The sequence below is a fragment of the Kitasatospora sp. NPDC032757 genome, from assembly GCF_055579305.1.
The window spans coordinates 480803-500984 of the sequence record NZ_JBVINN010000002.1; the positions used below are offsets into that span (position 1 = coordinate 480803).

Sequence of the window (20182 nt, forward strand, 5' to 3'; positions counted from 1 at the left end):
GGAACGCCTGATTCCCGGGGTCGCGGACGAAGGGCGGCTGGACGTGGAGCTGGAGCAGATCAGCGGGGCGGCAGAGGCCGAGCCGAGACGGGTGGCGGCCGGGCCGGCCGAGGGGGTGTGGCGGTTCGCGGTACCGGCCGCGGAGGCCTCGGTGCCCCGGACCCGGCACGCGGTGCGGGACCGGCTGCTCGCCCAGGGCATGGCCGGGGTGCGCTACCAGGAGCTGGTGGACGACGTGCTGCTGATCGTCTCCGAGCTGGTGAGCAATGCCGTGACGCACGCCGCCGAGCTGTCCCCGGAGGTGACCACCGAGCTGGCGGTCCGCGGCGGCTGGGTGCGGGTGTCGGTCGAGGACGGCGACCCGTACCGGCCGAAGGCGCTGGAGACGGACACCTGGCGGACCGGCGGGCGCGGGCTGCTGCTGGTGAAGAGCGTGACGCTGCAGGCCGGCGGGGTCTGCGACGTGGAGCGGACGGGGGAGGGCGGCAAGGTCATCTGGGCCTCACTGCCCATCCCCCGCAAGGACACGGAGTAACGCGCAGGACGTGGAGTGACGCCGGGGAGAGGAGACGGCCGGCTGCCGGTCCCGCCCGTCCCGGCGGCCGGCCCCGGCTCCCACTCCCGGTCCCGGCCCCCGCTCCGGCTACCAGTCCCGGCCGGCGATCTCGCGGATGCCGGGCAGCGCCGCCTCGAAGACCGTCTGGAACCAGACCGAGAACGGCCGCTCGGCCTGCAGCTCCCGCAGCTCCTGCGCGGTGACGAAGGCGACGTCGTCGACCTCCTCCGGGGCCGGCTGCACCGGCGCGGTGACCAGGCCGACGAACAGGTGGTTCCACTCCCGCTCGATCAGGCCGGAGGCCTCGTCCGGCAGGTCGTACCGGACGGTGCCGGCCTCGCAGAGCAGCGCCGGCGCGACGCCCAGCTCCTCCGCGGTGCGCCGGGCGGCGGCCACGAACGGCGGCTCGTCCGGGTACGGGTGGCCGCAGCAGGTGTTCGACCAGACGCCGGGGGAGTGGTACTTGCCCAGGGCGCGGCGCTGGAGCAGCAGCCGGCCCTGCCGGTCGAAGAGGAACACCGAGAACGCCCGGTGCAGCCGGCCCGGCTGCTGGTGGGCCCAGAGCTTCTCGGCGGTGCCGATCGTGACGCCCTCGTCGTCGACGAGCTCCAGCAGGATCCCGGTCCCCTCGGACGCCCCGGCCTCGGGGGTGGACGTCACGTCGGCCGTCACGTCGGTCTCCACGTCGAGACCGGTGTCGATCTCGGAGGTGAAGTGCGTCGGGTTGGTCGGCAGACTCTGGGGCATGAGGCCTCTTTCGGGGGCAAATGGGAGCACCGGTGGCGTCGTGCCCCAGTCTGCCGTACGGGTGGCGGTCCGCAGGGGTCCCACACACAACCGGGCGGATCATGACCGATCCCGGCACATTCCTGGTGTCGGAATGGGCGCCGGATTAGCAGATCCGTTCGGGATTCGTTCGGCGCGCGTTCGATCCGGCGGCATACGTACGGAGAACCGACACTTCGGCGCCACCCCTCCTTCACGGCCGCCCCCGACCGCCGTGCTCACCGCCCCCCCTGGGCCCGGACGCCGCCCCCGGCCGCGTTCGGGCCGGTCGCCGCGGTCGCCTACCATCACATACGACACGGTGCCCGCATTCTCACCGGCATCGGCGTGCCACCCGACGGCCCGCGGCAGCGCACCGCCCACGGGGCGGCACGGCCCGACGGACTGGCACGGCCCGACGGATCAGCACAGCACGACGGATCAGGAGACCCCCGCATGATCGGCCTCGTTCTGGCAGCCGGCGCCGGCCGCCGGCTGCGCCCGTACACCGACACCCTGCCGAAGGCGCTGGTGCCGGTCGACGGGGAGCGGACCGTCCTGGACCTCACCCTCGGCAACTTCGCCGAGGTCGGCCTGCGCGAGGCGGCGATCGTCGTCGGCTACCGCAAGGAGGCGGTGTACGACCGCAAGGCGGCGCTGGAGCAGAAGTACGGCGTCAAGCTCACCCTGGTCGAGAACGACAAGGCCGAGGAGTGGAACAACGCCTACTCCCTCTGGTGCGCCCGCGAGCTCTTCGCCGAGGGCCTGCTGCTCGCCAACGGCGACACCGTCCACCCCGCCTCGGTCCAGCGCACCATGCTGGAGGGCAACGCCCGGCTGGCCGCCGAGGGCCGTGAGCCCGGCGTCCTGCTCGCCCTCGACACGGTGAAGAAGCTCGCCGACGAGGAGATGAAGGTCGTCGTCGACCCGGCCGCCGGCATGCGGCGCATCACCAAGCTGATGGACCCGGCCGAGGCCACCGGCGAGTACATCGGCGTCACCGTGATCAACCCCGCCGCCGCCGCCGACCTCACCGACGCGCTGCGCGCCACCTACGAGCGCGACCCGCAGCTGTACTACGAGGACGGCTACCAGGAGATGGTCGAGCGCGGCCTGCGGATCGACGTACAGCCGATCGGCGAGGTCTCCTGGGTCGAGGTCGACAACCACGAGGACCTGGCGAAGGCGCGGGAGATCGCGTGCCAGTACTGACCCGGCTGGTGCCGTCGCCGGTCTTCGTCGAGATCCGCTCGGGCGCGCTGGACGCGCTCGGCGGCATACTCGCCGACCAGCGGCTCTCCGCCTCGGGCCGGATCGCGGTGGCGATCAGCAACGGCTCGGGGGCGGTGCTGCGCGAGCGGCTGGAGCCGGCCCTGCCCGGTGCCGACTGGTACAACGTGGACGACGGCAGCCTGGACAGCGCGGTCCGGCTGGCCGAGGCGATGCGCGGAGGGCACTACGACGCCATCGTCGGCCTCGGCGGCGGCAAGATCATCGACGCCGCCAAGTACGCCGCCGCCCGGGTCGGCCTGCCGCTGGTCGCGGTCGCGACCAACCTCGCCCACGACGGCATCTGCTCACCCGTCTCCACCCTCGACAACGACGCCGGCCGGGGCTCCTACGGGGTGCCCAGCCCGATCGGCATCGTGGTCGACCTGGACGTGATCCGGCAGGCCCCGCCGCGGTTCGTGGCGGCCGGCATCGGCGACGTCATCTCCAACATCTCGGCCTGCGCCGACTGGGAGCTCTCGCACGCCGAGACGGGCGAGCCGGTGGACGGACTGGCCGTCGCGATGGCCCGTTCGGCGGGCGAGAACCTGCTGCGGCACCCAGGAAACCTTCAGGATCAGGACCTCCTCACGGCGCTCGCGGAAGCCCTGGTACTGTCCGGCATCGCGATGAACATCGCGGGCAGCACCCGGCCCTCCTCGGGCGCCTGCCACGAGATCTCGCATGCCCTGGACGTGCTGTATCCCAAGCGGTCCGCCCAGCACGGCGAGCAGGTCGGCCTCGGGGCCGCCTTCGCCAGCTTCCTGCGGGGCGAGCGCGAGCTGACCGGCCTGATCGTGGAGCGCCTGGCGCGCCACGGACTGCCGGTGACCGCAGCTCAGATCGGCTTCACCGAGGCGGAGTTCACCGAAGCGGTGCACTACGCTCCGAACACCCGCCCGGGCCGCTTCACCATCCTTGAACACCTCGACCTCTCCCCTTCCGCAATCAGGGACGCGTACGCCGACTATGTCCAAGCCGTCAACAGCTGACCCTTCCACGAAGGGCTCCTCCCCGGCCCCGGTGGACCTGACCCGCCGCCCCTCGATCGAGGAACTGCGCGCGGTGATCCACCCGGAGGGCATGCTCCAGCGCCGCAGCGCCGAGCACTGGGCCGGCCGCCTCTACATGCGGAAGATCTCGCTGCGGATCACCCGCGTGCTCTCCACCGTGACGGCGATCACGCCCAACGGCCTGACCTACCTGATGATGTTCACCGGCGTCCTGGCCGGTGTCGCCCTGGTCGTCCCCGGCCTCGCCGGCGCGGTCCTCGGCGCCCTGCTCATCCAGGTCTACCTGCTGCTGGACTGCGTGGACGGCGAGGTGGCCCGCTGGCGCCGGCAGACCTCGCTCACCGGCGTCTACCTGGACCGGGTCGGCCACTACATGTCCGAGGCGGCCCTGCTGACCGGCCTCGGGCTGCGCGCCACCGACCTGCTCCACCGCGGCGGCGGCTCCCACTGGGAGTGGGCCTTCCTCGGCACGCTGGCCGCGCTCGGCGCCATCCTGATCAAGTCCGAGACCGACCTGGTCGACGTGGCCCGCGCCCGCAGCGGCATGACGGCGGTCGAGGACAGCGCCTCGGTGCCGCGCTCGGCCGGCATCGCCAAGGCCCGCCGGGCGGCGTCCCTGCTGAAGTTCCACCGGCTGGTCGGCGCGGTCGAGGCCTCGCTGTTCATCCTCGCCGCCGGCGTCGCCGACGCGGTGCACGGCGGGCTGTTCTTCACCCGCCTCGCGGTGGTCGTGCTGGCCGCGATCGCCATGCTGCAGACCGTGCTGCACCTGCTGAGCATCGTCCTCTCCAGCAGGCTGCGGTGAGCGCCGTGGGCACGACCACCGACACCTTCCGGCTCGGCGCGGTCATCATCACGATGGGCAACCGCCCGGACGAGCTGAACGCCCTGATCGAGTCGGTCCGCGCCCAGGAGGGCCCCGCCGTCGAGCTGGCCGTGGTCGCCAACGGCGCCGCGCTGCCGCCGCTCCCGGCGGACGTGCGCGCCGTCGAGCTGCCGGAGAACCTCGGCATCCCGGGCGGCCGCAACGTCGGCATCGAGCTGTTCGGCAAGAACGGCCGGGACGTCGACGCCGTCCTCTTCCTGGACGACGACGGCCGGCTGCCGGGCACCGACTCCGCCCGGCTGCTGCGCGAGGCCTTCACCGCCGACCCGGAGCTCGGCATCGTCAGCTTCCGGATCGCCGACCCGGACACCGGTGTCACCCAGCGCCGGCACGTGCCCCGGCTGCGCGCCAGCGACCCGCTGCGCTCCTCCCGGGTGACCACCTTCCTGGGCGGCGCCAGCGCCGTGCGCTGCGCGGTGTTCGAGCAGGCCGGCCAGCTGCCCGCCGAGTTCTTCTACGCGCACGAGGAGACCGACCTCGCCTGGCGCGCGCTGGACGCCGGCTGGGCCATCGACTACCGGGCGGACGTGGTCCTGCACCACCCGACCACCTCGCCGGCCAGGCACGCCTCGTACTTCCACAACGTGGCCCGCAACAGGGTGTGGCTCGCCCGACGGAACCTTCCGGCCCTGTTCGTGCCTCTCTACCTGGGAACCTGGTTCCTGCTCACCGTGGCCCGCCGCCCCTCCCCGGAGGCGCTGAAGGCCTGGTGGGGCGGGTTCCGGGCAGGCTGGCGCGAACCCTGCGGTACGCGGCGGCCCATGCGATGGCGTACCGTTTGGCAACTGACCAGGCTGGGCCGGCCACCGGTCATCTGATCGTATGGTTGGGCGGCTGTGCGGTGATTTGAACCGTACGGTTCAGACGTCGTACGGTCGTCCGATCGCAGCGGCCGGTGGCCACACACCGGCCGGACTCCCCCGTGATCCGAGTGGATCCCCCTCGGCGCAAGGCCGGCGGACCCCCCGCCGACCGGCCCGCCCCGACGATCCCGCGCGAAGGACGAATGTGTCGACAGTGAGTGAACCCGTCAGCCTCTCGGCCCCGAGGGGGGCAGACGCGGGCCTGACCCCCAAGCAGCTTGCGGACAAGTACCGTCTGGCGGTGAGCGGCAGACGGCCCGGCCTCGTCGCCTACACCAAGCAGCTCTGGGCCCGGCGGCACTTCATCTGGGCGTTCGCCACCGCCCGCCTGGTGGCCCAGTACACCGACGCCAAGCTCGGCCAGCTCTGGCAGGTCGTGACCCCGCTGCTCAACTGCGCGGTGTTCTACCTGGTCTTCGGCGTGATCCTGCAGAGCAAGGACAACTTCCCGACCGGCACGTACACCGCCTGGCTCTGCATCGGCGTCTTCGTCTTCCAGTTCACCCAGAACGCGGTGCAGTCCGGCACCCGGGCGATCTCCGACAACCTCGGGCTGATCCGCGCGCTGCACTTCCCCCGGGCCTCGCTGCCGATCGCCTTCACGGTGATCCAGCTCCAGCAGCTGCTGATCTCGATGGTGGTGCTGGTCGGCGTCGTGCTGGCGAGCGGGATCGCGCCGGGCCGGACCTGGCTGGCGGTGGTCCCGGCGCTGCTCCTGCAGTCGATGTTCAACACCGGTGTGGCCCTGGTCATGGCGCGGATCGGCGCCAAGACCAGCGACATCTCCCAGCTGATCCCGTTCGCGATGCGCGCCTGGATGTTCCTCTCCGGCGTGATGTTCAGCATCCAGGACAAGATCAGCACCTGGCCGCCGTTCTGGCAGAAGGTGATGCAGCTCAACCCGGCCTCGGTCTACATGGACCTGGTCCGGCACGCCTTCGCGCCGGTCATCTACAACAAGCACCAGCTGCAGCACCAGCAGTTCCCGCCGCACCAGTGGGTGTACGGCATCGGCTGGGCGGTCGGGATGTTCGTGATCGGATACGTCTTCTTCTGGAAGGCCGAGGAGGAGTACGGCCGTGGCTGACACCGACCTGGGAAAGGGCCAGACCGTGCAGGACACCGAGGTGGCCCGCGAGCCCACCGTCGTCGTCGACGACGTGCACATCGTCTACCGGGTGCACGGCGCGGGCTCCGGCAAGGGCAGCGCCACCTCCGCCATCAGCCGCATCATCAGCCGCAAGCGCTCCGCGGGCGTGCGCGAGGTGCACGCCGTGCGCGGGATCAGCTTCACCGCCTACAAGGGCGAGGCGATCGGCCTGATCGGCTCCAACGGCTCCGGCAAGTCGACCATGCTGGCCGCCATCGCCGGCCTGCTGCCGACCGAGAAGGGCGGCATCTACACCAACGGCCAGCCCTCGCTGCTGGGCGTCAACGCGGCGCTGATGAACGAGCTGACCGGCGAGCGCAACGTGGTGCTCGGCTGCCTGGCGATGGGGATGACGCCCGCCCAGGTGCGGGAGCGCTACGACGACATCGTCGAGTTCTCGGGCATCAACGACAAGGGCGACTTCATCTCGCTGCCGATGCGCACCTACTCCTCCGGCATGGGTGCCCGCCTGCGGTTCTCCATCGCGGCTGCCAAGACCCACGACGTGCTGCTGATCGACGAGGCGCTGGCCACCGGCGACCAGGCGTTCCAGCAGCGCAGCAAGAAGCGGATCGACGAGCTGCGCGGGTCCGCCGGTACCGTCTTCCTGGTCAGCCACGACAACAACTCGATCCGCGAGGTCTGCGAGCGGACCATCTGGATCGAGGCCGGCGAGCTGGTGATGGACGGCCCGACCGAGGAGGTCGTGGGCCGCTACGAGCGCGGCGAGCGCCCGTAACGCCTGCCTGGCCCGAACGGAGGGCCGGTGACCGGGTCAGCCCGGCCGCCGGCCCTCCGTCGTGCGTGCGCCCCCGTGCCCGCACGCCCGGCCGGCCGCGCGCCCCTCGCGCGCCCCGGGGGTACCCCGGGTGGCCCGCCGCTGCGCGGGTGAGCGGCCCGCGCGCCGGGTGGGGCGGTCTTTCCCGGCGAGGTCGGTGGTGTCAGGCTGTAAGTCACGGGGGTGGTGTGTCGGACGGGACTCCCGGTATCGGACGCGTGTCCGACTCGGGCCGGTCGTACGGAGCGGTGTAGAACGGGGGAGTGACAGCAGTGTCGGCTTCGGCCCAGCCCAGTAGTGAGCCAGCGGACCGTTCAGCGGGGGTGACGCTGGACAAGGCGAGCGCGGAGAACTTCCCGGTCGCCCCGTTCTTCCTGCCCGCCGCCTGGCGCGACGACCTGATGGCGGTCTACGGCTTCGCCCGCCTGGTGGACGACGCCGGCGACGGCGACCTGGCCGACCCGGCCGGCGCCGCCCGCCTGCTCGGGATCGCCGAGCGGCCCCCCGGCGGGGCTCCGGCGACGACCCCGGTCACCCCTTCGGCCCAGAGCGGCCCGCCCGGTCCTGCGGAGGTGGCGTTCCGCCTTGCGCTGCTCGACGGGCTGGAGCAGGACCTCGACCGGGTGTTCGAGGCGGCGCTGCACCCCGGGGCCGCCGAGGGCCCCCGCCACCCGCTGCTGCGCGCCCTCGTCCCGCTGGTGGACCGGCACGGGCTGACCCCGGAGCCGTTCCGCCGGCTGATCGAGGCCAACCGGGTGGACCAGACCACTGCCCGCTACGCCACTTACCAGGACCTGCTCGGCTACTGCACGCTCTCCGCCGACCCGGTGGGCCGCCTGGTGCTCGCGATCGCCGGCGTCTCCACCCCGGAGCGGATCGAGCTGTCCGACGCCGTCTGCAGCGCCCTCCAGGTGGTCGAACACCTCCAGGACGTCGCCGAGGACCTCGCCCGCGGCCGGATCTACCTCCCGGCCGAGGACCTGGCCCGCTTCGGCGTCACCGAGGAGGAGCTCGCCGCCCCGACCGCGAGCGGCGCCGTCCGTGAGCTGGTCGCCTTCGAGGTCGCCCGGGCCCGCACCCTGCTCGACCGCGGCGCGCCATTGGTAGGTACGGTTCGGGGGAGGCTTCGACTGCTCCTGGCGGGATTCACCGCCGGCGGGTACGCGGCCCTGGCAGCCATCGAGGACGCCGGGTACGACGTGCTCGCCCAGCAGGCGAAGCCCGACAAGCGCCGCCTCGCAGCGAAGGCGGCGGCCATCTTCGCGAAGGGAAGGTGAACGCCCGAGTGGCGGCATCACCACTGGCGTCGGCGCAGGTCATGGCGGCGTACCGGTACTGCGAGGCAGTCACCGGACTGCAGGCCCGCAACTTCAGCTACGGCATCCGCCTGCTGCCGGAGCCGAAGCGGCTGGCCATGTCGGCCCTGTACGCCCTGGCCCGCCGGGTCGACGACATCGGCGACGGGGACCTCCCCGCCGACCGCAAGGCCGAGGCGCTCCTGCGCACCCGCGAGCTGCTGGACGAGGTCCGCGCCGGCGCGGTCGCCGAGGACGACACCGACCCGATCAAGATCGCCCTGGCGGACGCCGCCCGGCGCTTCCCGATCCCGCTCGGCGGCTTCGACGAGCTCATCGACGGCGTCGAGATGGACCTCAAGGGCGCCGAGTACCAGACGTACGAGGAGCTGCAGGTCTACTGCCGCTGCGTCGCGGGCGCGATCGGCCGGCTCTCGCTCGGCGTGTACGGCTGCGACGACCCGGAGCGCGGCGCGCATTACGCCGACACCCTGGGCCTGGCCCTGCAGCTCACCAACATCCTGCGCGACCTGCGCGAGGACGCTCTGAACGGCCGCACCTACCTGCCCTCCGAGGACCTCGTCCGGTTCGGCTGCGAGCAGGGCTTCGCGCTGCCCGAGCCGCCGGTCGGCGCGGACTTCACCGGCCTGGTGGCGTTCGAGGCCGCCCGGGCCCAGGCCGCCTTCGAGGAGGGCCTGCGGCTGCTGCCGATGCTCGACCGCCGAAGCCGGGCCTGCACCGCGGCGATGGCCGGCATCTACCACCGGCTGCTCGGCCGGATCGCCGCCGACCCGGAGTCCGTCCTGCGCGGCCGGGTCTCGCTTCCGGGCTGGGAGAAGGCGTACGTCGCGCTTTCCGGGCTCGCCGGGGGGCGTTCTTGATTCTCACCGCAGTTCTGTCACGCTGTGTCAGCGGGGAATCACTGCTGGGTGGTCCTGTGTTGTCCACCGTGACGGGCACGAAGTCGACCACGAGCGCTCCGGGCGGGACAGGGCCGGGCGCAGGACACGAGGGGGAGGGCCGATGACCGGGCGAGCCGATGTCGCGCGCCCGGCCGCTGTCGTGGTCGGCGGCGGCCTGGCGGGCATCACCGCCGCCCTGCGGCTGGCCGAGGCGGACCACCGGGTCACCCTGGTCGAGGGGCGACCCAGGCTGGGCGGGCTGGCCTTCTCGTTCCAGCGCGGCGAGCTGACCGTCGACAACGGCCAGCACGTCTACCTGCGCTGCTGCACCGCCTACCGCGGCCTGATCGAGCGGCTCGGCGCGGCCCGGCTGGTCCACCTCCAGGACCGGCTCGACGTCCCGGTGCTCGGTGTCTCCGGGCCCGCCGGGGCGCCGTCGCGCACGCTGGGCCGGCTCCGCCGGGCCGGCCTGCCCGTCCCGCTGCACCTGGCCGGCAGCCTGGCCCGCTACCCGCACCTGGGCCCGGCCGACCGGGCCCGGGTGGTCCGCGGCGCGCTGGCCCTCCAGGGCCTCGACCTCGCCGATCCCGCGCTGGACGCCGTCTCCTTCGGCGACTGGCTGCGCGGCAACGGGCAGAACGCGCGGACCATCGCCGCGCTCTGGGACCTGGTCGGTGTCGCCACCCTGAACGCCCGGGCCGACCAGGTGTCCCTGGCCCTGGCCGCGATGGTCTTCAAGACCGGTCTGCTCTCCGACCCGGGCGCCTCCGACATCGGCATGGCCGCCGTCCCGCTCGGCGCGATCCACCACGACCGGGCACTCGCCGAGCTGGAGCGGGCCGGCGTGAAGGTGCTGCTGCGCGCCCGCGCGGCCGAGCTCAAGCCCGCCGCCCCGCAGCACGCCGTCCGGCTGGAGGGCGGCGAGCTGCTCACCGCCGACACCGTGGTGCTGGCCGGTGCCCAGGACACCGCGGCCGCCCTGCTGCCGCCGGACGCCGTCGACGGGCAGCAGCGGCTCGCCGGCTTCGGCACCGCGCCGATCCTCAACGTCCACGTGATCTACGACCGCAAGGTGCTGCGCCGTCCCTTCTTCGCCGCGCTCGGCTCCCCGGTGCAGTGGGTGTTCGACCGCACCGCGCACTCCGGCCTGGCCGGCACCGAAGCGGGCCGGGCCCACCCCGGCGCCCAGTACCTGGCGCTCTCGCAGTCCGCCGTGCAGGACGAGATCGACCTGCCCGTCGCCGAGCTGCGCCGCCGCTACCTGCCGGAGCTGGCCCGGCTGCTCCCCGCCGCCGGCGGGGCCGAGGTGCTGGACTTCTTCGTCACCAGGGAGCGCACCGCCACCTTCGACCCGGCCCCGGGCACCGCTGCCCTGCGCCCGTCCGCCCGGACGAAGGTCCCCGGCCTGCTGCTGGCCGGCGCGTGGACGGCCACCGGCTGGCCCGCGACCATGGAAGGTGCCGTCCGCAGCGGCCACGCCGCGGCCGACGCCGCGCTCGCCGGCGCCGGCACCCGCCTTCCGGTGGACCGCGCCGACGGGAGGTGGCCCAGGTGACGCAGGGCCCCGCCGCCGGTGACCCCGCGAGAGCCGCCGGCCCCGCCGCCCGTACCGGTCTCATCGACATCGCCAGCGCCCGGCCGTCCCGTGCGGCCCGGCACCACCAGGGAGAGGGAACGCACGTGGAGTCACGCACCGGCACTGCCGTCGGAGGCACGGCGCACGCCGAACCGGTCTCGGTGCCGGAGCTGCTCGCCCGCAGCCGCACGCTCTGCACCCCACCGCTGAAGGCCGCCGTCGCCCGTCTGGCCGCACCGATGGACACCGTCGCGGCCTACCACTTCGGCTGGATCGACCGGGACGGCACACCGTCCGCGGGGGACGGCGGCAAAGCCGTCCGCCCGGCCCTGGCGCTGCTCTCCGCCCAGGCCGTCGGCGCCCCGGCCGAGGCCGGAGTGCCCGGCGGGGTGGCTGTTGAACTGGTGCACAACTTCTCCCTGCTCCATGATGATCTGATGGACGGTGACGAGACCAGACGGCACCGGGCCACCGCCTGGACGGTCTTCGGTCCGGCCCAGGCGATCCTGGTCGGCGACGCCCTGGCGACACTCGGTACGGAGGTGCTGCTCGACGCCGGCCTGACCGGCGGGGCGAGCGCCACCGACGCCGCACGCGCCGTCCGGCTGCTCACCACCGCCACCCGCGGGCTCATCGACGGCCAGGCCATGGACGTCGCCTTCGAGCAGCGCGACAGCGTCACCGTCGCCGAATGCCTGGAGATGGAGGGCGGCAAGACCGCCGCCCTGCTCGCCGCCGCCTCCGCCATCGGCGCCGTCCTGGCCGGCGCCGACGACCGCGTCTCGGACGCCCTCCAGCGCTACGGCCACCACCTGGGCCTGGCCTTCCAGGCCGTGGACGACCTGCTCGGCATCTGGGGCGCCACCGAGGTCACCGGCAAGCCGCACTGGGGCGACCTGCGCCAGCGCAAGAAGTCCCTGCCGGTCGCCGCCGCCCTCGCCGAGGGCGGCGCCGCCTCCCGCCGGCTCGCCGGAGAGCTCGCCGACCCGAAGGGCCGCGGCGAGGAGAGCGAGCCCGAGCTGGCCGCCCGCGCCGCCCTGATCGAGGAGGCCGGCGGCCGCGCCTGGACCCAGGAGGAGGCCCGCCGCCAGCACACGACTGCCCTCGCCGCCCTGGACGAGGTGCCCATGCCCGACGCGGTGCGCGAGCACTTCGTCGCGCTCGCCGAATTCGTGGTGGTACGAGAGAGGTGACGTTACGTTGACAGCAACCGCGGACGGCCGGCTCGACCCTGAGTACGATTCCGAGCCGGTCGCGGTGGGCGACCGCCCCCCGGCGCTGCTGAGCGCCGGGCGGTGGCAGCCCGCGGGGGCCGAGCCGGCCGGACCGGCCGACCGCCCCGACCAGCAGCAACACGGGCCGGCCTCGGCCGAGGAGGCGCTGGCCCGCGCCACCACCCACCTGCTCTCACTGCAGAGCTCCGAAGGCTGGTGGAAGGGCGACCTCGAAACCAACGTCACCATGGACGCCGAGGACTTACTGCTCCGACAGTTCCTCGGGATCCGGACGGAGGACCAGACCAAGGCCACCGCCGAGTGGATCCGCTCCCAGCAGCGGGAGGACGGCACCTGGTCCACCTTCCACGGCGGACCGGCCGAGCTCTCCACCACCGTCGAGGCGTACGTCGCCCTCAAGCTGGCCGGCGACGACCCGAACGCCCCCCACATGCTCGCCGCCGCCCGCTACGTGCGGTCCGCCGGCGGCATCGCGGCCGCCCGGGTCTTCACCCGGATCTGGCTCGCCCTCTTCGGCTGGTGGCCCTGGGAGCGGCTGCCGGAGATGCCGCCCGAGATCATCTTCGTGCCCAAGTGGCTCCCGCTGAACATCTACGCCTTCGGCTGCTGGGCCCGGCAGACCATCGTGCCGCTGACCATCGTCTCGGCCCACCGCCCGGTCCGCCCCGCGCCCTTCCCGCTCACCGAGCTGCACACCGACCCCGAGCACCCCTTCCCCGAGCGCCCGCTCGCCCCCGCCACCACCTGGGACGGCCTGTTCGAACGCCTGGACAAGGTGCTGCACGCCTACCACCACCGGGCGCTGCGCCCGCTGCGCCGGCTCGCCCTCTCCCAGGCCTGCCGCTGGATCGTCGAACGGCAGGAGGCGGACGGCTGCTGGGGCGGCATCCAGCCGCCCGCGGTCTACTCGCTGATCGCCCTGCACCTGGAGGGCTACGAGCTCGACCACCCGGTCATGCAGGCCGGGCTCTCCTCCTTCGACCGCTTCACCGTGCACACCGAGGACGGCCGCCGCTGGCTGGAGGCCTGCCAGTCCCCGGTCTGGGACACCTGCCTGGCCACCATCGCCCTCGCCGACGCCGGCGTGCCGGCCGACCACCCCGCGCTGGTCTCCGCCGTCGACTGGATGCTCGCCGAGGAGATCACCCGGCGCGGCGACTGGTCCGTCCAGCGGCCCACGCTGGCCCCCGGCGGCTGGGCCTTCGAGTTCGAGAACGACACCTACCCCGACATCGACGACACCGCCGAGGTGGTGCTCGCGCTGCGCCGGGTCGCCCACCCCGACCCCGCCAAGGTGACCGGAGCCGTCGACCGGGGCGTCGGCTGGAACCTCGGCATGCAGTCCAAGAACGGCGCCTGGGGCGCGTTCGACGTCGACAACACCAGCACCCTGCCGAACAAGCTGCCGTTCTGCGACTTCGGCGAGGTGGTCGACCCGCCGTCCGCCGACGTCACCGCCCATGTGGTGGAGATGCTCGCCGAGGTCGGCAAGGGCAAGGACCCGCGCACCCGCCGGGGCGTGGAGTGGCTGCTGCGCAACCAGGAGGCCGACGGATCCTGGTTCGGCCGCTGGGGCACCAACTACATCTACGGCACCGGCTCGGTGCTGCCCGCCCTGGTCGCCGCCGGCGTCCCGGACGAGCACCCGGCGATCCGCCGCGCCGTCCGCTGGCTGGAGGACCGGCAGAACACCGACGGCGGCTGGGGCGAGGACATGCGCTCCTACGAGGACCCGGCCCGCTGGGCCGGGCGCGGTGACTCCACCGCCTCGCAGACCGCCTGGGCGCTGATGGCGCTGCTCGCGGCCGGCGAGGGCCCGGACGGCCGGGCCAACCCGGCGGTCGAGGGCGGCGTCGACTGGCTGGTCCGCACCCAGCTGCCCGAGGGCACCTGGGACGAGCCGCAGTTCACGGGGACGGGCTTCCCGTGGGACTTCTCCATCAACTACCACCTGTACCGGCTGGTCTTCCCGGTCACCGCGCTCGGCCGGTACCTGCACGGAAGCCCCGCCACCGGCCGGGACACGACCGGCACCCCGGCGATCGGGGCGTCCCGGTGAACCGTGCTCCCCTGCTGGTGCTCTGCGCGCTCGGCCCCGAGGTCTGGGCCCTGCGCCGAGGGGACTGGCACGGCGCGGCCGGGGGGCCACCGGTGCTGGTACGCACCGGCGTGGGCCGCCGGCGGGCCTCGCACGCCGTCCGACGGCTGCTCACCTCGGCCCCCGGCGCCTACGGCGCCGTCGTGGTGGCCGGCTTCGGCGCGGCCGTCGCACCGGGAATGGCGCCCGGTGACGTCATCGTCGCGAACGGGGTGCGCGATGCCGAGGGGAACCTCTTCGCCGTCGACTCCGGCCCGGAACTCACCCGGGCCCTCAAGGTGCTCGGCCTGACGGCCCACACCGGCGTGCACCACACCGCCGACCACGTGGTGCGCGGCCTGGAGCGGCGCGCCCTGCACCTGCAGGGCGCGCTCGCCGTCGACATGGAGGCCGCCGCCGTCCTCGCCGCCCTCCAGGAGCTCCGTCCGGCCCTGCCCGCGGCCGTGCTGCGGGTGGTGGTCGACACCCCCGAGCACGAACTGCTGCGCCCGGGCACCCTGCCGGCCGGCGTCCGGGCCTGGCGGACGCTGCGGGCCACCGTGCCCGCCCTGGTCGACTGGCACGAAACGAACCAGCCGGTCCGGCCTCGCCCGGCGCCCGGCACCAGCAACCACCCCACATCCTCGACGCTCCCTCAGGAGGCGAGCTAGCCATGGCCATGCCGCTGCGCCAGACCGTGCGAGTCGGCACCTACCTCATGCAGCAGAAGCTCAAGCGGCGGGAGAAGTTTCCGCTGATCGTCGAACTGGAACCGCTCTTCGCCTGCAACCTGGCCTGTGAGGGGTGCGGCAAGATCCAGCACCCGGCGGGCGTGCTGAAGCAGCGGATGCCGGTGGCCCAGGCGGTCGGCGCGGTGCTGGAGTCGGGTGCCCCGATGGTCTCGATCGCCGGCGGCGAGCCGCTGATGCACCCGCAGATCGACGAGATCGTGCGCCAGCTGGTCGAGCGCCGCAAGTACGTCTTCCTCTGCACCAACGCGCTGCTGCTGCGCAAGAAGCTGGACAAGTTCAAGCCCTCGCCGTACTTCACCTTCACCGTGCACATCGACGGGCTGCGCGAGCGGCACGACGCCTCGGTGGCCAAGGAGGGCACCTTCGACGAGGCCGTCGAGGCGATCAAGGAGGCCAAGCGGCGGGGCTTCCGGGTCACCACCAACAGCACCTTCTTCAACACCGACACCCCGCAGACCATCATCGACGTGCTCGACTACCTCAACGACGACCTCAAGGTCGACGAGATGATGATCTCCCCGGCGTTCGCCTACGAGAAGGCCCCCGACCAGGAGCACTTCCTCGGCGTCGAGCAGACCAGGGAGCTCTTCCGCAAGACCTTCGCCGGCGGCAACCGGCGGCGCTGGCGGCTCAACCACAGCCCGCTCTTCCTGGACTTCCTGGAGGGCAAGGTCGACTTCGAGTGCACCGCCTGGGGCATCCCCAACTACTCGCTCTTCGGCTGGCAGCGCCCCTGCTACTTGATGGCCGACGGGTACGTGCCCACCTACCGCGAACTGATCGAGAAGACCGACTGGTCGAAGTACGGCCGCGGCAAGGACGCCCGCTGCGCCAACTGCATGGCGCACTGCGGCTACGAGCCGACCGCCGTCCTCGCCACCATGGGCTCGCTCAAGGAGTCGCTGCGCGCCGTCACCGAGACCATCGGCGCCAACCGCGGTCACTGACCGCACCCCGTCCGGCACGGGAGCAGCCTCCCGTGCCGGACGACCCCGCCCAGGGGGGCCGCCACACAGCTCCGAGTCCTGAGGTGAACACATGTCACTGCTCTCCAGCGTCAAGTCCCCGGCCGACCTGAGGAAGATCCCGGCCGCCGACCTCCCGCTCCTCGCCGACGAGATCCGCGACTTCCTGATCGACGCCGTCACCAGGACCGGCGGCCATCTCGGCCCGAACCTCGGCGTGGTGGAGCTGACCATCGCCCTGCACCGGGTCTTCGACTCGCCCTACGACCGGATCGTCTGGGACACCGGCCACCAGAGCTACGTCCACAAACTGCTCACCGGCCGCCAGGACTTCTCCGGACTCCGCAGCAAGGGCGGGCTCTCCGGTTATCCCTCGCGTGCCGAGTCCGAACACGACCTCGTCGAGAACTCGCACGCCTCCACCGCCCTCTCGTACGCCGACGGGCTCGCCAAGGCGGCCCAGCTGCTCGGCCAGCCCGACCGGCAGACCGTCGCGGTGATCGGCGACGGCGCGCTCACCGGCGGGCTCGCCTGGGAGGCGCTCAACAACATCGCCGAGGCGCGGGACCGGCCGTTGGTCATCGTCGTCAACGACAACGAGCGCTCCTACGCCAGGACCATCGGCGGCCTCGCCAACCACCTCGCCACATTGCGCACCACCCAGGGGTACGAGCGCTTCCTCGCCCTCGGCAAGGGCGCGCTCCAGCGCACCCCGCTGGTCGGGCAACCGATCTTCGACGCGCTGCACGGCGCCAAGAAGGGGTTCAAGGACGCCTTCGCCCCACAGGGCATGTTCGAGGACCTCGGGCTCAAGTACCTCGGGCCGATCGACGGTCACGACCTCGCTGCCGTGGAGCAGGCACTGCGCCAGGCGCGCGGCTTCGGCGGGCCGGTGATCGTGCACTGCCTGACCGTCAAGGGCCGCGGCTACCAGCCAGCCGAGCAGGACGAGGCGGACCGGTTCCACGCCGTGGGCCCGATCGACCCGTACACCTGCCTGCCGATCTCGCCCAGCGGCGGGGTCTCCTGGACGTCCGTCTTCGGCGACGAGATGCTCGCGCTCGGCGCGGAGCGGCCGGACGTCGTCGCGATCACCGCCGCGATGCTCCAGCCGGTGGGCCTGGCCAAGTTCGCCAAGGCGTACCCCGAGCGGATCTTCGACGTCGGGATCGCCGAGCAGCACGCCGTCACCAGCGCCGCCGGGCTGGCCACCGGCGGGCTGCACCCGGTGGTCGCCGTGTACGCCACCTTCCTCAACCGGGCCTTCGACCAGGTGCTGATGGACGTCGCCCTGCACCGGCTCGGCGTCACCTTCGTGCTGGACCGCTCCGGGGTGACCGGGCCGGACGGTGCCTCGCACAACGGCATGTGGGACATGTCGATCCTCCAGGTCGTCCCCGGCCTGCGGCTGGCCGCACCGCGCGACGCCGACCAGCTGCGCGCGCAGCTGCGCGAGGCGGTGGACGTGGCGGACGCGCCGACCGTGGTCCGCTTCCCGAAGGCCGACATCGGGCCGGCCGTCCCCGCCGTCGAACGGATCGGCGGCGTGGACGTGCTGCTGCGGACCGGGGAGCTGCCGGAGATCCTGCTGGTCGCCGTCGGCACCACCGCGGCCGCCGGGCTGGACGCGGCCCGGCTGCTGCTCGCCGAGGGGTTCACCGCGACCGTCGTCGACCCGCGCTGGGTCAAGCCGGTCGACCCGGCGCTGCCCGTGCTGGCCGCCGCACACCGGCTGGTCGTCACGGTCGAGGACAACGGCCGGACCGGCGGCGTCGGCGCCGCGATCGCCCAGGCGCTGCGGGACGCCGAGGTGGACGTCCCGCTCCGGGTGCTCGGCCTGCCGCAGGAGTTCCTCGGGCACGCCGCCCGCGGCGAGATCCTGGAGGAGACCGGCCTGACCGGCACCGGGGTCGCCGCCCAGACCGCCGCCTTCGCCAAGAACCTGCTACCGACCCGAGGAGCGAACCAGCGCCATGCCGGCTGACCCCGACGCACCCGAAGCACGTACCGAAGCCGGCACCGGGGCTCGTTCCGGGGCCCACTTCGACCTGGCCGCCCTGATCGCCGAACGCGGCGCGGAGCGCTACGAGTTGCACAGCCGCTACCTCAACCCGCAGCTGCCGCGGATGCTGCACACCATCGGCTTCGACAAGTACTACGAGCGGGCCCGGGGCCCGTACTTCTATGACGCCGAGGGCAACGAGTACCTCGACATGCTGGCCGGCTTCGGCATCTTCGCGCTGGGGCGCCACCACCCGGTGGTGCGGTCGGCCGTCCAGCAGGTGATGGACCTCGACCTGCCCGACCTCGTCCGCTTCGACTGCTCGCCGCTGCCCGGCCTGCTCGCCGAGCGGCTGCTCTCCTACACGCCCGGGCTGGACCGGGTCTTCTTCGGCAACAGCGGTACCGAGGCGGTCGAGACGGCCCTCAAGTTCGCCCGCTACGCCACCGGTCGCCGCCGGATCCTCTACGCGGACCACGCGTTCCACGGGCTGACCACCGGCTCGCTCTCGGTCAACGGCGAGAGCGGCTTCCGCAAGGGCTTCGACCCGCTGCTGCCGGACACCGCCATCCCGCTCGGCGATCTCGTGGCGCTGGCCAAGGAGTTGAAGAAGGGGGATGTCGCGGCGCTGATCGTGGAGCCGATCCAGGGCAAGGGCGTGCAGGCGCCGCCGCCCGGCTGGCTGCGCGCCGCGCAGGAGCTGCTGCACGAGCACAAGGCGCTGCTGATCTGCGACGAGGTGCAGACCGGGATCGGCCGGACCGGCGAGTTCTTCGCCTACCAGCACGAGGAGGGCGTGCTGCCCGACCTGGTCTGCGCGGCCAAGGCGCTCTCCGGCGGCTACGTGCCGGTCGGGGCGACGCTCGGCAAGAGCTGGATCTTCGAGAAGGTGTACTCCTCGATGGACCGGGTGCTGGTGCACTCGGCCAGCTTCGGCTCCAACGCCCAGGCGATGGCGGCCGGACTGGCGACCCTGGAGGTGATGCGGGACGAGAAGGTGGTGGAGAACGCCCGCCGGGTCGGTGACCTCTTCCGGGACCGGCTGGCCGCGCTGGTCGGCAAGTACGAGCTGCTGGCCGAGGTCCGCGGGCGCGGGCTGATGATCGGCATCGAGTTCGGCCGCCCGAAGTCGCTCAAGCTGCGGACCGGCTGGGCGGCGCTCCAGGCGGCGCGGAAGGGCCTGTTCGCCCAGATGGTGGTCGTCCCGCTGCTCCAGCGGCACCGGATTCTCACCCAGGTTTCCGGCGACCACCTGGAGGTGATCAAGCTGATCCCGCCGCTGATCATCACCGAGCGGGACGTCGACCGGTTCGTCGACGCCTTCACCGACGTGATGGACGACGCGCACCGGGGGAGCGGCCTGATGTGGGACTTCGGGCGGACGCTGGTGAAGCAGGCGGTCGGCAACCGCTGAGCCGCAACGGCGGCGGAGTGGGAGGCCGGCCCGGTCGGCTTCCCACTCCGTGGGAGATACCGCGTCAGAGCTCGGTCCGGCGGCGCCGGATGACGACGACGAGATCGACGACGGCGAACACGGTGAGGATCCCGCAGGCCACCGCGAAGCCGGTGAGGGTCCCCCGGCTGGGGGCACCGACGACGGGGGCGTTCGCGGCCCAGACCGCGAAGGCCACGGTGGTGAGGGCGAACAGCGGTGTGAAGGTCAGGGCGAGCAGATAGCGCAGCTTGAGATCGCTGCGGGCGGTGGCGGGCTCGGTGCCGCTCCGCCACCGGCGCGGGGTGGTGGCGCGCATGCCCGGTCACCTCCTCCTGAAGTCCGGCTTCCGCCGCGGTTCACGCGGCCTTCCGGTCTACGATTCCAGCGTACGTCCGGGGCACGAGACGGGGAGGGGTCATGACGGAGACGGACGCGGAGGGCTACGCGGGGCTGCGGGTGGAGCGGGCCGAGGAACTGGCCCGCCGGCACGGCTGGGCGTCGGTCCGGGTGCTGCTCCCGGGGGCGATGATGACCATGGACCACCGGGAGGGGCGGCTCAACCTCGCGGTGCGCGACGGGGTCGTGGAACGGAGCTGGGAGGGGTAGCGGCCGTGGCGGCCTGGCGCGGGCGCTCGCGGCGGGTGGTCAGGCTCTCCGGCAATG

General features: G+C 72.9%; 19 protein-coding genes. 17 read left to right on the forward strand and 2 right to left on the reverse strand.

Features of this window, described 5'->3' with window-relative positions:
- Nucleotides 1–49: 49 nt before the first annotated feature.
- On the forward strand, nt 50–535 hold the full coding sequence (locus ACZ5WK_RS05220) for an ATP-binding protein (RefSeq protein ID WP_465545245.1): 486 nt from the start codon (nt 50–52) through the stop codon (nt 533–535).
- 108 nt (nt 536–643) lie between these two features.
- Here ACZ5WK_RS05220 and idi read toward each other — a convergent pair whose 3' ends face one another.
- Entirely contained in the window at nt 644–1303 is a 660-nt protein-coding gene (gene idi, locus ACZ5WK_RS05225; RefSeq protein WP_465545096.1) for an isopentenyl-diphosphate Delta-isomerase, read from the reverse strand.
- 474 nt (nt 1304–1777) lie between these two features.
- Here idi and ACZ5WK_RS05230 point away from each other — a divergent pair, with 474 nt between their 5' ends.
- From ACZ5WK_RS05230 to ACZ5WK_RS05300, 15 genes are all read left to right on the forward strand, one after another.
- The gene (locus ACZ5WK_RS05230; RefSeq protein ID WP_465545098.1) at nt 1778–2533 is read left to right on the forward strand and encodes a phosphocholine cytidylyltransferase family protein; all 756 of its coding nucleotides are present in this window, start codon (nt 1778–1780) and stop codon (nt 2531–2533) included.
- Nucleotides 2521–3582 (forward strand): iron-containing alcohol dehydrogenase family protein, encoded by a 1062-nt coding sequence (locus tag ACZ5WK_RS05235; protein ID WP_396320074.1) that lies wholly within the window; start codon nt 2521–2523, stop codon nt 3580–3582. The genes ACZ5WK_RS05230 and ACZ5WK_RS05235 overlap by 13 nt, the downstream gene beginning before the upstream one ends.
- Nucleotides 3583–3673: 91 nt before the next feature.
- Nucleotides 3674–4408 (forward strand): CDP-alcohol phosphatidyltransferase family protein, encoded by a 735-nt coding sequence (locus ACZ5WK_RS05240; protein WP_465545247.1) that lies wholly within the window; start codon nt 3674–3676, stop codon nt 4406–4408.
- Nucleotides 4409–4461: 53 nt separating this feature from the next.
- The gene (locus ACZ5WK_RS05245; RefSeq protein WP_465545249.1) at nt 4462–5307 is read left to right on the forward strand and encodes a glycosyltransferase family 2 protein; all 846 of its coding nucleotides are present in this window, start codon (nt 4462–4464) and stop codon (nt 5305–5307) included.
- Nucleotides 5308–5497: 190 nt separating this feature from the next.
- Entirely contained in the window at nt 5498–6439 is a 942-nt protein-coding gene (locus ACZ5WK_RS05250; protein ID WP_465545100.1) for an ABC transporter permease, read from the forward strand.
- Entirely contained in the window at nt 6432–7241 is an 810-nt protein-coding gene (locus ACZ5WK_RS05255; RefSeq protein WP_465545102.1) for an ABC transporter ATP-binding protein, read from the forward strand. Before ACZ5WK_RS05250 ends, ACZ5WK_RS05255 begins: the two co-directional genes overlap by 8 nt.
- A 362-nt stretch (nt 7242–7603) precedes the next feature.
- Nucleotides 7604–8557 (forward strand): squalene synthase HpnC, encoded by a 954-nt coding sequence (gene hpnC, locus ACZ5WK_RS05260; RefSeq protein ID WP_465545104.1) that lies wholly within the window; start codon nt 7604–7606, stop codon nt 8555–8557.
- Nucleotides 8558–8598: 41 nt separating this feature from the next.
- Nucleotides 8599–9456, forward strand: coding sequence for a presqualene diphosphate synthase HpnD (gene hpnD, locus ACZ5WK_RS05265; RefSeq protein ID WP_465545251.1), 858 nt, complete (start codon nt 8599–8601; stop codon nt 9454–9456).
- 142 nt (nt 9457–9598) lie between these two features.
- Entirely contained in the window at nt 9599–11032 is a 1434-nt protein-coding gene (gene hpnE, locus ACZ5WK_RS05270) for a hydroxysqualene dehydroxylase HpnE (RefSeq protein WP_465545106.1), read from the forward strand.
- Between the two features lie 125 nt (nt 11033–11157).
- The gene (locus tag ACZ5WK_RS05275) at nt 11158–12246 is read left to right on the forward strand and encodes a polyprenyl synthetase family protein (protein WP_465545108.1); all 1089 of its coding nucleotides are present in this window, start codon (nt 11158–11160) and stop codon (nt 12244–12246) included.
- A 7-nt stretch (nt 12247–12253) separates the two neighbouring features.
- Entirely contained in the window at nt 12254–14347 is a 2094-nt protein-coding gene (gene shc / locus ACZ5WK_RS05280) for a squalene--hopene cyclase (RefSeq protein WP_465545110.1), read from the forward strand.
- Entirely contained in the window at nt 14344–15036 is a 693-nt protein-coding gene (locus ACZ5WK_RS05285) for a phosphorylase family protein (protein WP_465545112.1), read from the forward strand. The genes shc and ACZ5WK_RS05285 overlap by 4 nt, the downstream gene beginning before the upstream one ends.
- A gap of 2 nt (nt 15037–15038) precedes the next feature.
- Complete coding sequence (gene hpnH, locus ACZ5WK_RS05290; RefSeq protein WP_396320083.1) at nt 15039–16064, forward strand: adenosyl-hopene transferase HpnH; 1026 nt, start codon at nt 15039–15041, stop codon at nt 16062–16064.
- 91 nt (nt 16065–16155) lie between these two features.
- Complete coding sequence (dxs, locus tag ACZ5WK_RS05295) at nt 16156–18066, forward strand: 1-deoxy-D-xylulose-5-phosphate synthase (RefSeq protein ID WP_465545115.1); 1911 nt, start codon at nt 16156–16158, stop codon at nt 18064–18066.
- A complete protein-coding gene (locus ACZ5WK_RS05300) occupies nt 18056–19498 on the forward strand; it encodes an aspartate aminotransferase family protein (RefSeq protein WP_465545117.1) in 1443 nt (480 codons plus the stop codon). Before dxs ends, ACZ5WK_RS05300 begins: the two co-directional genes overlap by 11 nt.
- 64 nt (nt 19499–19562) lie before the next feature.
- Here the strand turns inward: ACZ5WK_RS05300 and ACZ5WK_RS05305 are convergent, their stop codons facing one another.
- Nucleotides 19563–19835 (reverse strand): DUF6343 family protein, encoded by a 273-nt coding sequence (locus ACZ5WK_RS05305; protein WP_396320086.1) that lies wholly within the window; start codon nt 19833–19835, stop codon nt 19563–19565.
- A 101-nt stretch (nt 19836–19936) separates the two neighbouring features.
- Between ACZ5WK_RS05305 and ACZ5WK_RS05310 the strand changes: the two genes are divergently transcribed.
- Nucleotides 19937–20125: an I78 family peptidase inhibitor gene (locus ACZ5WK_RS05310; protein WP_396320087.1), complete on the forward strand. Its 189-nt coding sequence runs from the start codon at nt 19937–19939 to the stop codon at nt 20123–20125.
- The last annotated feature ends 57 nt before the right edge of the window (nt 20126–20182 follow it).